Source organism: Curtobacterium sp. VKM Ac-2887, from assembly GCF_015350935.1.
GTDB lineage: Bacteria > Actinomycetota > Actinomycetes > Actinomycetales > Microbacteriaceae > Curtobacterium.
Genome location: NZ_JADKSB010000006.1, coordinates 191,622 through 209,241, shown reverse-complemented (window position 1 = coordinate 209,241; position 17,620 = coordinate 191,622). Strand labels below are relative to the sequence as shown.

The following is a 17,620-nucleotide window of genomic DNA, read 5'->3' as shown; positions in this document are numbered from 1 at the left end:
CCCGGGCGGTGGCCACGGGTCGCGGGCGCGGGGTCCCTGCCGGTACCGTGGACGGATGCCGATCAGCAGCGAACCCGAGCCCACGGCCCCGGCTCAGTCGACCGTGACCGTGACGAGCGGGCCCGAGGTGCTCGGATGGCTGGAGTTCGGTGACGCCGCACGCCTGCTCGCGAAGGACGTGCTGTCCTCCGGCTTCGAGCCCGAGGTCGTCGTCGCCGTCGCCCGCGGCGGGCTGATCATCGCCGGTGCCGTGGCCTACGCGCTCGGCACCAAGGAGTGCGGCTCGATCAACGTCGAGTTCTACACCGACGTCGAGCAGCGCCTGGACGAGCCCGTCGTGCTCGCACCCGCGCTCGACGCCCCGAGCCTCGCCGGCAAGCGCGTGCTCGTCGTCGACGACGTGTCGGACTCCGGTCGGACCCTGCGCCTGGTGGTCGACATCATCCGGAACGCCGGTGCCGACGTCCGCAGCGCCTGCCTGTACTCGAAGCCCGGCACCGTCCTCGAGCCCGACCACGTGTGGCGCCGGGTCGACGGCTGGATCACGTTCCCGTGGAGCGCCCTCGCACCGGTGACGGCCGAGTCGTGAGCATCCACCTCGTCGGCGGCGGACTCTTCGCCGCCTCGGACGCCGCAGCGCCCTTCCTCGCCGAGGCCACCGCACGCTCGGCCGCCGTCGGCCGGACGGTCCCGCGCATCGCCCTGCTCTCCGTCGCCGGCCCGGACGGCGGCAGTCCGTCGTCGACCGCCGACATCGCCGAGGTGCTCGGTGGCGCCCGCACGGCCGAGGTCGTCGTCACCGAGGTCGCGGCCGGCCAGGTGTTCGACACGACCGTCCTGAGCGACGTCGACGCGCTCGTCGTCGGCGGCGGCGTCACCCCCGACTACCTGGGCGCGATCGCCCCACTCGTCGACCAGCTCCGGTTGCTCGTCGCCGACGGCCTGCCCTACCTGGGCTACTCGGCCGGTGCGATGATCGCCGCCGACCGCGCGCTCGTGGGCGGCTGGCGCATCGGCGGCGTCGAGATATGCCCCGAGGCAGCCTCTGAAGGCCTCGACGAGGTCGAACTCCGCGAAGGGCTCGGCCTGGTCGACCTGACCATCGACGTCCACGCGGTGCAGGCCGGCACCCTCGCCCGCCTGATCGCGAGCGCCGAGGCCGAGTTCGTCACCGCCGGCCTGGCGATCGACGAGGACACCGCCCTCGTCGTCGGCGAGGGCGCGCTCGAGGTCCGGGGCACCGGCAGCGTCTGGCGGGTCATGGCCGGCGAGGAGTCGGTGGCCGTCGCCACGATGGGCGCGTAGCCGTCGTGGAACCACGACCGCTCGCCGACCTGGTCGACCCGGGCTGGGCGTCGGCGCTCGCTCCGGTGGAGGCCGACGTGCACCGCATGGGTGCCTGGCTGCGTGACGAGACCGCGGCTGGCCGTACCTACCTGCCGGCCGGCGCCGACGTGCTCCGGGCCTTCACCACGCCGTTCGACGCCGTGAAGGTGCTCGTGGTGGGGCAGGACCCCTACCCGACGTCGGGCAACCCGATCGGGCTGTCGTTCGCCGTCGACCCGGCAGTTCGTCCGGTGCCGCGCAGCCTGGCGAACATCTACAAGGAGCTCAGCGCCGACGTCGGCGTGACCCCGCCGGCGCACGGTGACCTGCGTGCGTGGTCGGACCAGGGCGTGCTGCTGCTCAACCGTGTGCTCACGGTCCGTGCGGGCGACGCCGGCAGCCACCGCGGCAAGGGCTGGGAAGCCGTCACCGACCAGGCGGTCCGCGCACTCGTCGCCCGGGGGACCCCGCTCGTCGCCGTGCTGTGGGGCGCGCAGGCCGCGTCCGTCCGGCCGCTGCTCGGCGACACCCCGGTGGTGGCGTCGGCGCACCCGAGCCCGTTGAGCGCCTCGCGGGGCTTCTTCGGCAGCCGGCCGTTCTCGCAGGTCAACGCGCTGCTGCAGGAACAGGGCGCGGCACCGGTCGACTGGTCGCTGCCCGCTCAGTAGGCTCGGCACGTGCTCGAGGAGGAATACCAGCGACGGCGGGTCCTGCCGCGACACCTGCGTGCCCGGCCGGCGAGCGAGACCGCGTTCGAGTACCGGATCCGTGCCGCCGAGGCGAGCGACCTGCCCGACGTCCGTGAGATCCACACGCACTACGTCCGCAACTCGTCGGTGACGTTCGACCCGTCGGCGTTCACCTTCGCCCGGTGGAAGCAGCGCTACGACGACATCCGGAAGCGCAAGCTGCCCTTCCTGGTGGCCGAGAACCCCGCCGGGCAGATCCTCGGCTACGCGCTCGTGGACGCCTGGAACCCGCGCGACCGGTCGAACCGGGTGGTCGAGGACTCGATCTACCTCGGAGCGGCCTCCGGGGGCAAGGGGCTCGGCCGTGCGCTCATGGAGGCCCTGCTCGACGAGTGCCGGTCCGCCGGGGTCCGCGAGGTCGTCGCGGTCATCGCCGACCGGCAGGCCGAGGCCTCGATCCGCCTGCACGAGCGGCTCGGCTTCGAGGAGGTCGGCCGGATGGGCAAGGTCGGCTACAAGTACGACCGGTGGCTCGGCACGGTGACGATGCGCCTGCGGTTGCGCGGTCCCCGCCTCTTCGCGCGCAAGTAGCCGGTCCGTCGTCCGTCGTCGTTCGTCGTCCGTCGTCGTTCGGTCGCGGTGGGCCGCGCCGAGGTTCCGAGATCTGCGCATCTCGGCGTGCGATCGCGCGCGTTGTGGAACCTCGACGACCAGCGCACGGCGTGTTGTGGAACCCGGGCGGCTGTCGGACGGGAGGCCCGTGGGCGCGTCGCCACGGGCCTCCCGTCCGTCGTTCGGTCGCGTCTCGGGCCGCGCCGAGGTTCCGAGATCTGCGCATCTCGGCGTGCGATCGCGCGTGCTGTGGAACCTCGACGACCAGCGCACGGCGTGTTGTGGAACCTCGGCGGTCAGCGCCCGGCGTGCCGGCTCTCGCCCGCCCCTCGCCCGCCCCCGCACCCCGCACACCCCGTCAGGGCCGCGGGGCCTCGGCGATGAACTCGTCGCGCGTGACGCCGACGAGCGCCGTCGTCGCGGCCGCCGCGGCGGCCCCGTCACCCGCGACGAGCGCGTGCCCGACGGCCTCGTGGCGGAGTGCTGCCTCGCGCGTCCAGCGCGTGATGGTGTCGCGCGACTCCGACGTGCGGGTGCGCAGCAGCGCCTCGACGGTGCCGGCGAAGTGCGCGAAGACGGCGTTGCCGGAGCCGGTGAGCAGGGCGCGGTGGAAGCGGACGTCGGCCTCGAGGTACGCGCGGCTGTCCTCGCGCGCGCAGGCGGCGAGCATGTCCTGCGCGGCGTCGAGGACGGCGGACGCCCCGGAGCCGCCGGCGGTGAGCGACGCTGCGACGGGTTCGACGCCGAGCCGCAGTTCGAGGAGTTCCCGCTGCTGCACGAAGTAGGCGGGCGAGGCGCCACGCCACCGGATGACCGTCGGGGCGAGCAGTTCCCACGACCCGATGCCGAGCACCTGCGTGCCGACGCGCTGCCGGGGCTCGACGAGTCCGAGCGACTGCAGGACGCGGAGCGCCTCGCGCACGACCGACCGGGACACGCCGAACTCGTCCGCCACGAGCTCGGGGCGGACCACCGTGCCAGGGTCGAGCGCACCGTCGACGATGCGCTGCCCGAGGGTGTCGAGCACGTGGGCGTGGAGTCCGCGGGCTGGGGGCATCGTTCCTCCGTGCAGTACGGGTCGCGCGGTCGGCGTGACGTCGGTCCCATCGAAACGGCAGACTGCGTCCGAGGGCGGATGGCGCGCGGCGGATCGTCGTATAGTCTGATTAATCAGATTATTGAGGGTCGGTGCGCGCAGCGCCAGCCGCCCCTCGACACGAAGGCGACGGAGCCGCGCGGCAGCGGCTCCAGGAAGGGGCACCGATGCCTCACGCTCCAGTCCACCTGCTCGCCCACCCCGTGGGCACGGTCCTCGCGGCCGAGGGCGGCGGCACCGAGACGGTCGACCCGTCCGGGCCGATCCCGCAGCTGATCATCGCGGCCCTCGTCGGCATCGTCGTGATCATCGCGCTCATCACCTGGCTCAAGGTGCACCCGTTCATCGCGCTCGTGATCGGAGCCCTGGGCGTCGGCATCGGTGCGGGGCTCGCGCCGGACAAGGCCGTCGTGAGCTTCGGCAACGGCTTCGGTGCGACGATGACGAGCGTCGGCATCCTGGTCGGGCTCGGGTCGATGTTCGGCAAGATGCTCGTCGACTCCGGCGCCGCCGACCGCGTGGTCGACACCCTGGTGCGCAGGTCGTCGAAGGCCGCGCTGCCGTGGACGATGGCCCTGATCGGTGCGCTGATCGGCCTGCCGATGTTCTTCGAGGTCGGCCTCGTGCTCCTCATCCCGATCATCGTGCTCGTCGCGAAGCGCAGCTCCGTGCCGATCATGAAGATCGCCGTGCCCGCCCTGGTCGGCCTGTCGACGATGCACGCGTTCGTTCCGCCGCACCCCGGCCCGCTCGTCGCGATCTCGACCGTCGGCGCGAACCTCGGCACCACGCTCGCCTTCGGCATCGTGCTGGCGATCCCGGTCATCATCCTGGCCGGTCCGGTGTTCGCCCAGTTCGCGGCCCGCTGGGTCGACATCCCCGCGCCCGACATGTTCGGGTCGCGTGGGTCGGACTCTGGCTCGGCGTCCGGTCCGCAGGACCCCGCCTCGGGCGGACGGGAGGCCCGGCGCGGCCCCGCCACGCAGGACACCGCGTCCCTTCCCAACGGCAAGAGCGACTTCACGCGCGTCATCAGCGAGCCCCGCAGCCCGTCGTTCACCGTCGCGCTCATCGGCATCCTGCTGCCCGTCGTCCTCATGCTCGCCCAGGCCGTCCGCGAGGCCACGATGCCCGACGCCGCTGGCTCGTGGGTGAGCCTGCTCGACTTCCTCGGGTCGCCGATGATCGCGATCGGCATCGCGGCGATCTACGCGATGGTCTTCTTCGCGATCGGCGGCGGCATGGACCGGTCCGCCGTGGCGAAGTCGCTCGAGAGCGCGCTGCCCCCGGTCGCCGGGGTGCTGCTCATCGTCGGTGCCGGCGGTGGGTTCAAGCAGGTGCTCATCGACACGGGCATCGGCGGGGTGATCGCCGACGCCGTGAAGGACTCCGGCGTCTCGGTGCTCCTCGTCGCCTGGGTCGTGTCGGCCCTGGTGCGTGTCGCCACCGGGTCGGCCACGGTCGCCACCGTCACCGCGGCGGGCATCATGGCCCCGATCGCCGCCGACCTGTCCACGCCGATGACCTCGCTGCTCGTACTGGCGATCGGTGCGGGCTCGGTGTTCCTGTCGCACGTCAACGACGCCGGGTTCTGGCTCGTCAAGGGCTACCTCAACACCACCGTGGGACAGACCTTCAAGACGTGGACGGTGCTCGAGTGCCTCATCTCGGTGCTCGGTCTGCTCGGGGTGCTGCTGGCCGGGGTGTTCATCCGATGAGCGGCGGCTCCGCTCTGGATGCGCGTGTCCTGGTCGTCATGGGGGTCTCCGGTTCCGGCAAGTCGACCGTCGCCGCGATGGTCGCCGAGCAGCTCGGGTGGGACTTCGCCGAGGGCGACGCCATGCACCCCCAGGCCAACGTCGACAAGATGCACGCCGGCACACCGCTCACCGACGAGGACCGCTGGCCGTGGCTCGACGTCGTCGCCGGCTGGATCCGCGGGCACCTCGACGCCGGCACCCACGGTGTCGTGACCTGCTCGGCGCTGAAGCGGTCGTACCGCGACGTGCTGCGGGCGCCCGGCGTGGTGTTCGTGCACGTGGCCGGTGACGGCGCGTTGATCGAGCAGCGCATGTCGCAGCGGTCGGGCCACTTCATGCCGACGTCGCTGCTGCAGTCCCAGCTCGCGACGCTCGAGCCGCCGCAGGACGACGAGGCGCACCTGACGATCGCAGCCGACCGCACTCCGGAGGAGGAGAGCGCCGAGGTCGTCGAGCGGCTCGGGCTCGGCGGCGGCCGCTAGCTGAACCGGATCGGGGTGCCGACGGGCAGGGCGGCGAGGGTGCGGGTCATCTCCGCCGAGATCCGCACGCACCCGTGCGAACTGCCGGTCGGGTCGGGGTAGTAGTGCAGCGCCGTCAGTGCCGCGTTGCCGCCGTACGACGGGATCCGCGACGAGTGCGCCCCGGTCAGGATGATCGGGTTGCCCTGCGTGTAGGTCACGCGGGTGTCCACGTACGCCGCTTCGACGTAGGTGGCGGTGTCGGACGGTGTGGGGTCCTCGGGGGTGCCGAGCCGGGCCGCCTCGGTCGCGGTGACCTGGCCGCTCCGGGTGACGACGGAGACCGTGCTCCGGGCGACGTCGACGCGGATCATCCGGTCGGTGTCGGCGACCGTGAAGTCGGCGGCCCGTGCCCAGGCGAACGTGGCGCTCGGCGCGTCCGGGTCACCGCCGTCGCCCGGGGTGCGGTTCCGGGCCGGGGTCGAGACGAGGAGCATGCCGCCGTCGACGCCGGGCGACCGGCCCCAGACGGCGGTGGCGGCGGGCAGGTCGATCGTCGAGACCAGGTGCGACAGCGTGGCCACCGGGCGGGCGCGGCTGGACGGGCTGGCGTACAGGGCCACGAGGTCGTGCCGCGGGGTGGCGATCTGCCAGTTGTCCGCGGGGCGGACGTCCCCGCCGTCGAGCAGTTCCGGGACGACGCCGTCGTGGAACGCCAAGGGCAGGGCGGCGAGGGTGGCGGCCGACGGCGCTCGGGGGACGGCCGCGAGCGTCGGGGTGGGGGTCGGCGTCGGCGTCGCGGTCGGGGTGGCTCGTGCGACGTGGGTCGGGTCGGTGTCCGGACGGTCGGCGGTCACCCCGACGACGACGGCGGCCGCGACGGCGAGCGCCGCTGCACCCCCGACCACGGCGATCCAGCCCCTGCGTCGCATCGGCATCCCCCTGTGCTCCTGGTCCAGCGTGCGCTCGTCGTCTGGGTGTGTGCTCCTGGTGTCGTCAGCGTTCGGTGACCCGGCCGGCGTCGACGTGCCACTGCCGGTCGAGGCGGACGGTCTCCAGCATGCGCCGGTCGTGCGTGACGAGCAGCAGGGTGCCGTCGTACGACTCCAGCGCCTGTTCGAGCTGCTCGATGGCCACCAGGTCGAGGTGGTTCGTCGGTTCGTCGAGCACGAGCACGTTCACCCCGCGGGCCTGCAGCAGCGCCAGTCCGGCGCGGGTCCGTTCGCCGGGGGAGAGCGCCGACGCGGGCCGTCCGACGTGGTCGGCCTTCAACCCGAACTTCGCGAGCAGCGTCCGGACGTCGGCGGTGGTGTACTCGGGCACGATCGCCTCGAACGCCGCGGCGAGTGACTGGTCGCCGGTGAAGGCCGCACGGGCCTGGTCGACCTCGCCGACGGCGACGCTCGACCCGAGCGAGGCGGTGCCGGTCGTCGGCGCCTGCTTGCCGAGCAGTGCCCGGAGCAGCGTGGACTTGCCGGCGCCGTTCGGTCCGGTGATGCCGATGCGGTCGCCGCCGTCGACCTGCAACGACACCGGCCCGAGCGTGAAGTCGCCCTGCGTGAAGGTGGCGTCGGACAGGGTGGCCACGACGGCCGAGGACCGGGGCGCGCTGCCGATCGTGAACTCGAGCTGCCACTCCTTGCGGGGCTCCTCGACCTCGTCGAGCCGCGCGATGCGGGACTCCATCTGGCGGACCTTCTGCGCCTGCTTCTCGCTCGACTCCGAGGCGGCCTTGCGCCGGATCTTGTCGTTGTCCGGGGCCTTCTTCATGGCGTTGCGCACGCCCTGGCTCGACCACTCGCGCTGTGTGCGGGCGCGGGAGACCAGGTCGGCCTTGGTGGAGGCGTAGTCCTCGTACGCGTCGCGCTTGTGCTGCCGGGCGATCTCGCGCTCCTCGAGGAACGAGTCGTAGCCGCCGCCGAACAGCCGGTTGGACGACTGCGCCAGGTCGAGCTCGAGCACGCTCGTCACCGACCGTGCCAGGAACTCCCGGTCGTGGCTGACGAGCACGACCCCGCCGCGCAGGCCCCGGACGAACCCCTCGAGCCGGTCCAGCCCGTCGAGGTCGAGGTCGTTGGTGGGCTCGTCGAGCAGGACGATGTCGAACCGCGACAGCAGCAGCGCCGCCAGCCCGACCCGAGCGGCCTGCCCACCGGACAGCGCGGTCATGAGCGAGTCCGGCCCGACGCCGTCGTCATCGGTTCCGGTCTCGAGGCCGAGGTCGGCCAGGACGGCGGGGATCCTGTCCTCCAGATCAGCGGCGCCCGCGGCGAGCCAGCGGTCGAGCGCCGTCGAGTAGCGGTCCGCGGCAGCGTCGCCGGCGTCCGGGTCGCCGAGCGCGGCAGCCGCGGCGTCCATGGCCTCGGTCGCCTCGGCCGAGCCGGTCCGTCGGGCGATGTACGCGGCGACGGTCTCGCCCGCGATCCGCTCGTGCTCCTGGGGGAGCCAGCCGACGAACGCGTCGGTCGGCGCGAGCGACACCGTGCCCGCCAGGGGCTCGTCGACACCCGCCAGCAGTCGGAGCAGGGTGGACTTGCCGGCACCGTTCACGCCGACGACGCCGATCACGTCGCCCGGTGCCACCGTGAGGTCGAGGGAGTCGAACAGCGTGCGAGCGGCGTACCCGCCGGACAGGCCCTTGGCGACGAGCGTGGCGGTCATGCGCCAATCGTCCCACGCGGCGGCGCGCGCACGGCACCGCCCTCGGAGCGCCAGGTGCTCCGGGTGCAGCACACTGGACGGATGGCATCCTGCGTCTTCTGCGCGATCATCGCCGGCGACGAACCGGCCGTGTGGGTCGAGCGCGAGGAACACGCCGTCGCGTTCGCGCCGCTGCCCGGGTCGGCGCTCGCGCCCGGGCACACGCTCGTCGCACCGGTCGAGCACGCCGACGACCTGCTCGGTGCCGCCCCGGTGGCACTGACCGCCACCGTCGCGCTCGCGCAGCGTGTCGCTCGGGCGATGCGGGGCGCACTCGGGGCCACCGGCACCGTCGTGCTGCAGGCCTCCGGCGCCGATGCCGGGCAGAGCGTGCGGCACCTGCACTTCCACGTCGTGCCGTGCTGGCCGGACGACGGCACGACGCACTGGCCGGAGCCGCCCTCGGCACACGTGGTCGACGGTGACCCGCACGCACTCCTCGCCGAGATGTTCGAGTAGCCGATCCCGGGCAGCGGTGCGCGGAACGGAGTGGAGTGGGCGCTGCACCGTCACCCGTCCCACCGACACCCGCAGGAGCACACCATGACCACGAAGATCACCCTGATCATCGACAACCCGGCCGACCCGTCGGCGTTCGAGCAGTCCTACGTGGAGCTCGAGGCACTCGCCGCGAAGCTGCCCGGCCTGCAGCGGCTCGAGGCGGCGAAGGTCTGGCCGAAGGAGGACGGCACGCCGACACCGGCGCACCGCACCCTCGACCTGTACTTCGCCTCGTACGGGGATGCCTCCGACGCAGTGGCGACCGCCGAGGCCGGGGCGTTCTTCCAGCAGCTCGGCGGCACGGGTGCCACGTTCACCGGCCTGTTCTCCGACATCGAGCACGAGTAGGGCCGGGCCGGGCCGGGCCGGGCCGGGCCTGGCCGGGCCTGGCCGGGCGCCGGGCCCGGGTCTCGGGCTGAGCGACACTCCTCGGGTCCCGCGCCGCGTGGAGTGTCGCTCAGCGCGAACCTCGGCCCGGCAGGTCCGGCACGCCCGGCAGGCCCGGCACCGGCACGGGCGCCAACCGGCCCGCGCCGACGGGCAGTACACCCGCGCGGTACTCGAGCACCTCCGCATCGCCGACGGTCACCGTCGCCGCGCCGAAGCGCCATGCCCGGTTGAACAGGTACACCCCGATCACGGTCCGGCCGTCGTCGGCGACCGCCCACGTGCCCGTGCCCCACTGCGCCGGGTGGCCGACTCCATCGATCGTGACGGTCGGGCGGGCGAACCAGGTGAGCAGGGGGCGAGCGAGCCGGAGCTCGATCCGGCGCTTCGTCGTGCCGGAGGGGAGAGTCGTGTCCACCTCCGCAGGATAGGGCCACAGAACCCGGCGCCAGCGCACCGGCGCCGCCGCCAGCGCACCTGTGCCCGCCGCACCCGCGCACCCGTAGCGTGGCGGCCATGACCACCACCGTCCTCGTCGCCGGCGCCACCGGAGACCTCGGCGGACGCATCGTCCGCGAGCTCCTGCAGCACGACACCCGCGTCCGCGTCCTCACCCGCCGGTCCAGCACCGGCGCCCAGCGGCAGTTCGCCGACGACGACCGCGTCGACGTCGTCACCGCGGACTACACGGACGCACCGGCGCTGGTCACGGCGCTCGCCGGCGTCGACGTCGTCGTGTCCACGGTCAGCGGTACCCGCGCGGTGATCGTGGACGCCCAGCGCGCCCTGCTCGACGCCGCGGTCCAGGCCGGCGTCCCGCGGTTCATCCCCTCGGACTACGCCGCCGACTACCGCTCGATCACGCCCGGCTCGAACCGGAACTTCGAGCTCCGCCGCGAGTTCGCCGCCGCCCTCGACGCCGCGCCGATCCGTGCGACCTCGGTGCTGAACGGGGCGTTCACGGACATGCTCACCGGTCAGGCGCCGCTGATCCTGTTCGACCGCCAGCGGGTGCTCTACTGGTCGTCGGCCGACCAGGTCCTCGACTTCACCACGAAGGACGACGTCGCGCGCGTGACGGCGCTCGTCGCAGTCGACGCGGACGCACCCCGTGTGGTCGAGGTCGCCGGTGACCGCGTGACGGCACGGTCGATCGCCGACACGATGTCCCGACTGACCGGCACCCCGTTCCGGCTGCAGTGGGCGGGGACGACCGGCACGCTGTCGGCGATGGCACGGATCGGCCGTCGGCTGTCGAAGGACGACGCCGAACCGTTCCCGGCCTGGCAGGGCATGCAGTACTTCGTGAGCATGTTCAGCGGCGAGGCGGAGCTCCACCACGTCGACGACGACCGCTACGGTCCGCACGACTGGACGAGCGTCCGCGACGTGCTCGCCGCCCACCTGGGCGTCTGACTGTCCGACCGGGAGGCCCGCCCCTCCTCGCGCAGGACGGCCGGCGGTCCGCCGCCGTGGCCGTCACGGGCACGCGCCGGCCGGGTCCTGCGCTGACGGTCAGGCGCCGCGGACGGCCCTGACGATCTCCTGCCGTGCTGCTCGTCCGCTGCGCGTCGGCAGCAGGGGGAACACGTGCAGGGCGCCGGGGCGCTCGCGCAGCGTGACGTCCACGCCCGCGGCCCGGGCGGCCTCGACGAGCAGGTGCGCGTCGGGGTTCAGCACGTCGTGGGTCCCGGTGTGGACGAGCATCGGGCCGAGGCCGTGGAACGATCCGGCCAGGGGACTGACGACCGGGTCGTCGATCGACAGGCCGTCGGCCCACAGGTGACCGAGGACACGGCCCCCGTCGCGACCGAGCCACGGGTCGCTCGGTTGCACCTGGGGGATGCGCGGGTTCGAGAAGCCGAGGTCGAGCGCCGGTGACACCAGGACGGTCCGGAGCGACCGGACGCCCTGGTCGCGCAGGGTCTGGGCGGCCGACAGCGCGATCTGCCCACCGGCGGAGTCGCCGGCGAGCTGCACCCGTCCGCGCCGGTCGATCACGCGGCGTGCGACGTCGAGGACCAGGTCGTGCGCCTGCCGAGCGTTGCCGTCCGGCAGGAGTCGGTAGATCGGCACGGTCACGGTGGCGCGCGCCTCGGCGGCGAGCTGGGCGATGAGCGCCCAGTGCTGCGGGGCGATCTCGTGGACCCACCCGCCGCCGTGCACGTACACGAGGTCACGGAGCGGCGGCTGTCGGCTCGGGGTCACGGTGTACAGGGGGGTGCCACCCTGCCGGTGGACGTCGACGCGCACGTCGGGCCGGAGGCGCTTCGGTGGTCCGAACGGCTCGGGGCGGAGGGCCTGTCGGCGGACGGCTCGGTGCGCTCCCGCTTCGGTGACGAACGGCGCGTTCGCGTGCGTGGCCCGCAGGAACAGCGGGACCGCGGCTTCGGGGACGATCACGCTGTACCTCCTGTGTCATCGGTGTCGTCGGCACCGTCGGGCTCGCGCGCCGGCTCGCTGAGTCCGAGGAGTGCGCCCCGCACCGCGGCGACGCGGATGGTCGCGGCGTCGTCGTAGAGCACCGTCTGGCTGACCGCGCCGACGTGCGCGGCGACGACCGCCCGGGTGAAGACGTCCGGGGCGACGGTCAGTCGCCGGCCCTGTGCCGTGACCGACTCGACGAGCAGCGGTTCGAGTGCCGCGTGGAAGGCGTCGGTGTGCGCTCGGAGCAGTGCCCGGAGCTCGGGTTCGTGTCGCGCCCGGGACAGCAGGACCGAGCGGATCGCGTACCACTTGCCCTCGGGGGGCAGGCCGCCGAGGACCCCGGAGACGATCGCGTCGACGGACTGCGGGTCGGTCGTGCCGAGCGCGGCCCGGAAGCCGTCCTCGAGCCGCTCGACGACCACGGCCTCCTGCGCTTCGTACACCGCGAAGAAGAGCTCGTCGGTCGTCGCGAAGTTCGAGTAGAAGGCGCCGCGCGTGAACCCCGCACGCGCGACGATCGCCTCGACGCTGGCCGAGGCCGAGCCGGTCTCGTCGAACAGCGCCTCGGCCGCGCGGACGAGCTCCGCGCGGGTGCTGCTGCGCCGCCGGGTGGGGCGGGCGGGTGCGGCGGTGTCGTCGCTCACTCGTGGGGACATCGGCTCATCCTAGGAGGCGTCGTCCGACCGGCGCGGGTCGGCCAGGTAGTCGTGCACGGACCGCACCGGCGCGAGCGTCAGGTCGGTCAGGACGTGCGAGGCGCTGATGACCTCGAGCATCGGCAGGTCGGCCATCGGCGCGAGGGCGTGCTCGAACAGCTGCAGGCGGGCGGGCCCGGTCCAGGCCCCCTTCACGACGATGTCGGTGATCTCGGTCCGCACGAGGTCGGCGGCGCGCAGCCCCAGGGTCGTCACGTCGGGGACGAGCTTCACCATCCAGGTCGGCACCGTGATCTGCGCCGCGGCCTCGACCGGGTCCATCGGTTCCCACTGGTACGCCATGGTCGCCGTCGCCACGCGCTCGGCACCGCGGTCGAGCGTGCCGACGAGGGCGCCCTGGTCGACGCGCAACCCCGGGGTCCCGAGCACCTTCGGGTAGGCGCTCAGTTCGCGACCGGCGAGCGTCGCCGCGGAGTTGTCGAGGTACATGGCGTGCAGGTACTCGCCGACCTCGCCGTCGTGGGTGACCTGGATCGCCTGACCGGACTCGACGTAGGGGCCGTAGCCGTCGACGTCACCCATCTTCATGACCTCGAACCGGACCAGCGGCGTGTCGACCTGCAGCGGCTCCGGCACGACGGCGCGGAGGGCGTCGGGGTCGGTCCGGTACACGACGTTGAAGTACTCGCGATCGGTGAAGCGCGTCGGGCGCAGCGGGTAGACCGGCCCGGTGAGGGGGGTGGTGGCGTGGCGGAGGACGTCCGAGGCCTGCATGGGAACTCCTTGTCGAGTTGCGATACGTTCCGTACTGAGTACGTTGTGTATCGAACGTACACCCGAGAACGAAGGACACCATGGGCTTCTCCCTGCCGACCGACATCCGCAACCGACCCGTCACCGTGATCGGCGGTGGGACCCTCGGTCGTCGCATCGCCCTGGTGTTCGCCAGCGCCGGCGGCGAGTCCCGCGTGTACGACCTCGCCGAGCCGGTCCGCACGGCCGCCGTCGAGTACGTCGAGCGCGAGCTCCCGGCGCTCGCCGCGGCGCGGGACGGGGGCGCGGTCGGCACCGTCCGCGCGTTCGACGACCTGGACGAGGCCGTCGCCGGTTCGTGGCTCGTCGTCGAGGCGATCCCGGAGCGCCTCGACCTCAAGACGACGGTGTTCGGGCAGCTCGACCGCGCCGTCGGGGCGGACACGATCCTGGCGAGCAACTCGTCGTCGTACGCGAGCCGACTCGTGATCGACGAGGTCGAGCACCCCGAGCGCGTGCTGAACATGCACTTCTCCATGCCGCCGGCGCAGAACGCCGTCGACCTGATGAGCGACGGGGAGACCGACCCCGCGGTCATCGACCTGCTGCTCGAGGTCCTGCCGACCTACGGCGTCCGGCCGTTCGTCGCCCGCAAGGAGTCGACCGGGTTCATCTTCAACCGCATCTGGGCGGCCATCAAGCGCGAGTCCCTGGCGGTCGTGGCCGACGGGGTCTCCACGCCGGAGGACGTCGACGCCATGTTCGCGGTGAACACCGGTTCGCCCGCGGGGCCGTTCCGGATGATGGACCAGGTGGGGCTCGACGTGGTCCTGGACATCGAGGAGCACTACGCGGCGGAGGACCCGCACCTGCCCGAGGGCCCGCGGCAGCTGCTCCGGCAGTACGTCGACGCGGGGCACCTGGGCGTGAAGACCGGCCGCGGCTTCTACGCGTACGACCAGCACTGACGTACGACCAGCACTGACGTACGACCAGCACTGACGCACGACCGGCACCGTCGCCGCCTAGGCTCGAGAACCGTGTTCGAACTCCACCACCTCGCCGCGCAGGAACTCTGGGACTGGATCCGCCGGGGGGAGGCGACCGCGCTCGAGGTGACGGAGCACTACCTCGCCCGCATCGAGCGCCTCGACCCGGCCCTCGGTGCGTTCGTGACGGTCACGGCGGACGCCGCGCGCACGAGAGCCGACCGTCTCGGGCACCTGGTGCCGACGTCCAGACCGTTGTGGGGCCTCCCGTCCGCCGACAAGGACCTGTACGACCGCGCCGGGGTCCCCACGCGCTCCGGCACCGCGAGTCTGCCGGAGCGCCCTGCCGGGGCCGACCACCCGCTCGTCGCGGCGCTCGACGCCGCCGGCACGGTGAGCCTCGGCAAGACGGCGTCGCCGGAGTTCGGGATGTCCTCGTCGTCGGAGACGCGGTTCGGCGTGACGCGGAACCCGTACGACACGACCCGCGCGCCCGGGGGGTCGTCGAGCGGGGCGGCGGTCGCCGTGGCGGCCGGGCTGCTGCCCGCGGCCGTCGGGTCCGACGGCGGGGGATCGGTCCGGATCCCGGCCGCGGCGACCGGACTCGTCGGCCTGAAGCCGAGCCGCGGGCGGGTGCCGTCGATGCCCGGTCGCTCCGGTGTCGGCGGGCTCTCCGTCGCCGGGCCGCTGGCCCGGTCCGTCGCGGACGCAGGGATGCTGCTCGACGCCCTCGTCGCGCCGACCGGCCTGCCGGAACCGTCGCCGTACGCCCTGGTCACACCGTCCCGCGGTGACGGTCCGTTCACCGCGGCGGCCGTCCGCGGTGAGGGACGCTTCGTCGTCGGGCTGCTCGACGGCTCACCGTGGGACGACACCGTCGACGTCGTGGTCGACCCCGCGGCGCGCGCTGCCGTCGAGACCGCTGTGCGGGTGCTCGGCGAACTGGGGCACGGCGTCGAGGACGTGCAGATGCCGCGGGCGCTGTACGCCAACGCGTTCCGGGTGGCGTGGGAGAGCTCCGCGGCGCGGCTGCCGATGGTCCCCGGCATCGACCTGACGGCGCTCACGCCGCTGGTGGCGTGGCTCGTGGAGCGGGGACAGCGGCTCACCGGCACGCAGGTGCTCGACGCGATGACCGTGCTCGACACGTTCTCGGCGACGCTGATCGGTGCGTTCGACCGGTTCGACGCCGTCCTGTCACCGACCCTCGCACTGACCCCGCGGCCGCTCGGCTGGTACGGCGACGACCCGGACGAGGACTTCCGCCGCCAGTGCGCGTACTCGCCGTGGACCTCGATGGCGAACGTGGCCGGGCTCCCCGCGATCACCCTGCCCGTCGGGGTCACCGCCGACGACCACCCGGACGGCGGCGGCCTGCCGATGGGCGTCCAGTTGATCGGGCGTCCCGGGGGCGAGCGGGTGCTGCTCGCGATCGGGGCCCAGCTCGAGCGGCGGCTGCGCTGGCAGCGGCGGCACCCGGCTGCCTGGACCGCCTGACCGCGTGGGGGAGATCGATGCGGAACGACATCATCGTCGTCGTACGACTTCGATGATGTCGATCCGAGTCGGCCAGACCCGCCGCCGCCCGGGCTAGCTCTGCTTCTCGATCGCCTCGGAGTACTCGCGGCGCATCTTGTCCCCGGCGGCCGACACCCACGTCGCCCGCGCGGCCTTCACCTTCGCCAGGTTCGTCCGCCCGAGCACGTAGTCGTTGCACACGCTGTTGAACGCGGTGCTCGCCGACGCCGTCGCCGCGGCCGAGGGGGAGTAGAAGCCGTCCACCGGGTTCTTCACGAGCATGTCCTGCGTCTTGGTCTGGTACTGGTGCGATTGCCGCAGCTGCTCGTCGATGCGGACCGCGGTGTTCAGCACCTGCGGGCCGGCGCCGAGTCGGTACAGCGCGCTCGCGTTGATGGTCTGCTCGCCGGCCTTCGTCAGCGTCGCGTCCGGGCCGCTGCCGGTGTGGTGGACGCCCTTCTCGCCGTGGGTCAGCGTGAACGCCTCCTTCGACCCGAACGGTGCGGAGAGGTAGTCGATGAGCCGGAGCTGGGCCCTGATGCGTTCGGGCGTCGTCTTCTTCAGGGCGGCGAACGAGAAGCTCGACGTGCCCTGGTAGTTCGCACCGGGGCCGCCCGTCGCTCCGAAGGGCACGATGCCACCCGTGACGATCCCCTTCGGCATGGACACGTCGAGCAGTGCGGAGATGCCGTCGAGGTGCATGAGCACGGTGCCGTTGTTGATGTACGTCTTCGCCTTCGCGCTCTCGAGGCTCGGGGTGTCCGGGTGGAAGACGCCGAGGTTCCAGAGCTTCTTGACGTAGCCGAGGGTCTCGAGCCACGCGTCGGTCTCGTTCTTGTGGGTGAGTTCGCCGCCCTTCGACATCGCCCACTGGTTCGGCACGCCGAAGGTGGCGCCGATGAAGTCGTACGCCCAGTCGACGCCGCTCGCCCCGCCCTGGCCGGCGATCGCGTACCGGCCGGCCTTGGCGTCGGTGACGGCCGTGCACAGCTCGGTGAACTCGTCCTTGTCCTTCGGGGCCGGTGCTGCGCCCGTCAGCTGCTCGATGAGGTCGGGGCGGCAGATCATCACCGACCCGAACGGCGGCCGGTGCTCGGGGACGCCGTAGATCTTCCCGTTGATGCGGGCGCTCCGCCACGACGCGGTGGGGATGTTCGCCAAGTTCGGGTAGTCCTTGACGGCGTCGCCGGAGAGGTGCTCCGACAGGTCCGCGAACTTCGCGTCGAGCAGCTGCGGGAACCGGGGCGGCATCGCGAACGTCAGGAACTCGACGATGCCCGGGATGTCGTTGCCGGCGGTCATCGTCGCGAACTTCGCGGCGAACGAGTCGCCGGGCACGAACGTCAGGTCGTACTCGGTGTCCGTCAGGCCCCCGACGTAGTCGAGGAACGAGTTCTGCGCCGGCGGCGGCGCCGCGTAGGTCACGACGAACCCGGTGGTCTTCTCGCCGTTGCCGACCTTGCCGGTGACCGAGGTGAAGAGCTCGCTGTCCTGCGGGTACGAGTAGTACACGGGCTGGACGACGCCGTTGCCGGGCAGGTCGGGCTTCGGCCCCTTGGTGATGGGGACGTAGGTCGGCAGCGCGGCCACCTGGTCCGAGATGGTCGCGGCGTTGCCGCCGGTGGAGCACCCGGTCAGGCTGCCGGCAGCGCCGAGGGCGACGAGGCCGAAGGCGGCGCCGGAGATGAGGGTCCGGCGGCTGAGGCCGCCGGTCGTGGTGTCGGTCATGGCTTCTCCCTTGAAGC

General features: G+C 72.8%; 19 protein-coding genes. 11 read left to right on the top strand and 8 right to left on the bottom strand.

Features of this window, described 5'->3' with window-relative positions; genetic code table 11:
• Positions 1–55: 55 nt before the first annotated feature.
• The 4 genes from ITJ69_RS09260 to ITJ69_RS09245 are packed head-to-tail and all read left to right on the top strand — an operon-like array spanning position 56 to position 2,606.
• The gene (locus tag ITJ69_RS09260) at positions 56–589 is read left to right on the top strand and encodes a phosphoribosyltransferase (RefSeq protein ID WP_173168683.1); all 534 of its coding nucleotides are present in this window, start codon (positions 56–58) and stop codon (positions 587–589) included.
• The gene (locus tag ITJ69_RS09255; RefSeq protein WP_194672603.1) at positions 586–1,305 is read left to right on the top strand and encodes a Type 1 glutamine amidotransferase-like domain-containing protein; all 720 of its coding nucleotides are present in this window, start codon (positions 586–588) and stop codon (positions 1,303–1,305) included. Before ITJ69_RS09260 ends, ITJ69_RS09255 begins: the two co-directional genes overlap by 4 nt.
• A gap of 5 nt (positions 1,306–1,310) precedes the next feature.
• Complete coding sequence (locus tag ITJ69_RS09250; protein ID WP_194672602.1) at positions 1,311–1,994, top strand: uracil-DNA glycosylase; 684 nt, start codon at positions 1,311–1,313, stop codon at positions 1,992–1,994.
• A gap of 9 nt (positions 1,995–2,003) precedes the next feature.
• Complete coding sequence (locus tag ITJ69_RS09245) at positions 2,004–2,606, top strand: GNAT family N-acetyltransferase (protein WP_123294233.1); 603 nt, start codon at positions 2,004–2,006, stop codon at positions 2,604–2,606.
• Positions 2,607–2,985: 379 nt separating this feature from the next.
• Here ITJ69_RS09245 and ITJ69_RS09240 read toward each other — a convergent pair whose 3' ends face one another.
• On the bottom strand, positions 2,986–3,684 hold the full coding sequence (locus ITJ69_RS09240; RefSeq protein ID WP_131846445.1) for a FadR/GntR family transcriptional regulator: 699 nt from the start codon (positions 3,682–3,684) through the stop codon (positions 2,986–2,988).
• Between the two features lie 206 nt (positions 3,685–3,890).
• On the opposite strand from ITJ69_RS09240, the gene ITJ69_RS09235 reads away from it, so the two are divergent.
• Both ITJ69_RS09235 and ITJ69_RS09230 read left to right on the top strand, forming a co-directional pair.
• Positions 3,891–5,441, top strand: a complete 1,551-nt coding sequence (locus tag ITJ69_RS09235; RefSeq protein WP_208320946.1) for a GntP family permease — start codon at positions 3,891–3,893, stop codon at positions 5,439–5,441.
• The gene (locus ITJ69_RS09230; protein WP_194672601.1) at positions 5,438–5,965 is read left to right on the top strand and encodes a gluconokinase; all 528 of its coding nucleotides are present in this window, start codon (positions 5,438–5,440) and stop codon (positions 5,963–5,965) included. The genes ITJ69_RS09235 and ITJ69_RS09230 overlap by 4 nt, the downstream gene beginning before the upstream one ends.
• On the opposite strand, the gene ITJ69_RS09225 is transcribed toward ITJ69_RS09230, so the two are convergent.
• Together ITJ69_RS09225 and ITJ69_RS09220 are read right to left on the bottom strand one after the other, a co-directional pair.
• Positions 5,962–6,876: a L,D-transpeptidase gene (locus ITJ69_RS09225; protein WP_194672600.1), complete on the bottom strand. Its 915-nt coding sequence runs from the start codon at positions 6,874–6,876 to the stop codon at positions 5,962–5,964. The two genes, ITJ69_RS09230 and ITJ69_RS09225, sit on opposite strands and share 4 nt — an antisense overlap.
• A 64-nt stretch (positions 6,877–6,940) precedes the next feature.
• On the bottom strand, positions 6,941–8,605 hold the full coding sequence (locus ITJ69_RS09220) for an ABC-F family ATP-binding cassette domain-containing protein (RefSeq protein WP_173168680.1): 1,665 nt from the start codon (positions 8,603–8,605) through the stop codon (positions 6,941–6,943).
• A gap of 81 nt (positions 8,606–8,686) precedes the next feature.
• Here ITJ69_RS09220 and ITJ69_RS09215 point away from each other — a divergent pair, with 81 nt between their 5' ends.
• On the top strand, positions 8,687–9,103 hold the full coding sequence (locus tag ITJ69_RS09215) for an HIT family protein (RefSeq protein WP_194672599.1): 417 nt from the start codon (positions 8,687–8,689) through the stop codon (positions 9,101–9,103).
• 84 nt (positions 9,104–9,187) lie between these two features.
• Positions 9,188–9,493, top strand: a complete 306-nt coding sequence (locus tag ITJ69_RS09210; protein ID WP_123294430.1) for an EthD family reductase — start codon at positions 9,188–9,190, stop codon at positions 9,491–9,493.
• Positions 9,494–9,602: 109 nt separating this feature from the next.
• On the opposite strand, the gene ITJ69_RS09205 is transcribed toward ITJ69_RS09210, so the two are convergent.
• On the bottom strand, positions 9,603–9,950 hold the full coding sequence (locus ITJ69_RS09205) for a hypothetical protein (RefSeq protein ID WP_123339786.1): 348 nt from the start codon (positions 9,948–9,950) through the stop codon (positions 9,603–9,605).
• 98 nt (positions 9,951–10,048) lie between these two features.
• Here ITJ69_RS09205 and ITJ69_RS09200 point away from each other — a divergent pair, with 98 nt between their 5' ends.
• Positions 10,049–10,948, top strand: a complete 900-nt coding sequence (locus tag ITJ69_RS09200) for an NmrA family NAD(P)-binding protein (protein WP_194672598.1) — start codon at positions 10,049–10,051, stop codon at positions 10,946–10,948.
• Between the two features lie 99 nt (positions 10,949–11,047).
• Here ITJ69_RS09200 and ITJ69_RS09195 read toward each other — a convergent pair whose 3' ends face one another.
• From ITJ69_RS09195 to ITJ69_RS09185, 3 genes are read right to left on the bottom strand one after another with little or no spacing between them, the layout of a single operon-like run.
• On the bottom strand, positions 11,048–11,935 hold the full coding sequence (locus ITJ69_RS09195; protein WP_194672597.1) for an alpha/beta hydrolase fold domain-containing protein: 888 nt from the start codon (positions 11,933–11,935) through the stop codon (positions 11,048–11,050).
• Positions 11,932–12,615 carry a TetR/AcrR family transcriptional regulator gene (locus tag ITJ69_RS09190; protein WP_123937741.1) on the bottom strand — a complete coding sequence of 228 codons (684 nt, stop codon included), beginning with the start codon at positions 12,613–12,615 and terminating at the stop codon, positions 11,932–11,934. The genes ITJ69_RS09195 and ITJ69_RS09190 overlap by 4 nt, the downstream gene beginning before the upstream one ends.
• 9 nt (positions 12,616–12,624) lie before the next feature.
• Entirely contained in the window at positions 12,625–13,389 is a 765-nt protein-coding gene (locus ITJ69_RS09185) for an acetoacetate decarboxylase (RefSeq protein WP_194672596.1), read from the bottom strand.
• A gap of 80 nt (positions 13,390–13,469) precedes the next feature.
• Here ITJ69_RS09185 and ITJ69_RS09180 point away from each other — a divergent pair, with 80 nt between their 5' ends.
• Positions 13,470–14,336 carry a 3-hydroxyacyl-CoA dehydrogenase family protein gene (locus ITJ69_RS09180; protein ID WP_194672595.1) on the top strand — a complete coding sequence of 289 codons (867 nt, stop codon included), beginning with the start codon at positions 13,470–13,472 and terminating at the stop codon, positions 14,334–14,336.
• Between the two features lie 72 nt (positions 14,337–14,408).
• The gene (locus ITJ69_RS09175) at positions 14,409–15,854 is read left to right on the top strand and encodes an amidase (protein ID WP_194672594.1); all 1,446 of its coding nucleotides are present in this window, start codon (positions 14,409–14,411) and stop codon (positions 15,852–15,854) included.
• Positions 15,855–15,947: 93 nt separating this feature from the next.
• Here the strand turns inward: ITJ69_RS09175 and ITJ69_RS09170 are convergent, their stop codons facing one another.
• Positions 15,948–17,603 (bottom strand): extracellular solute-binding protein, encoded by a 1,656-nt coding sequence (locus ITJ69_RS09170; RefSeq protein WP_194672593.1) that lies wholly within the window; start codon positions 17,601–17,603, stop codon positions 15,948–15,950.
• Positions 17,604–17,620 lie beyond the last annotated feature (17 nt).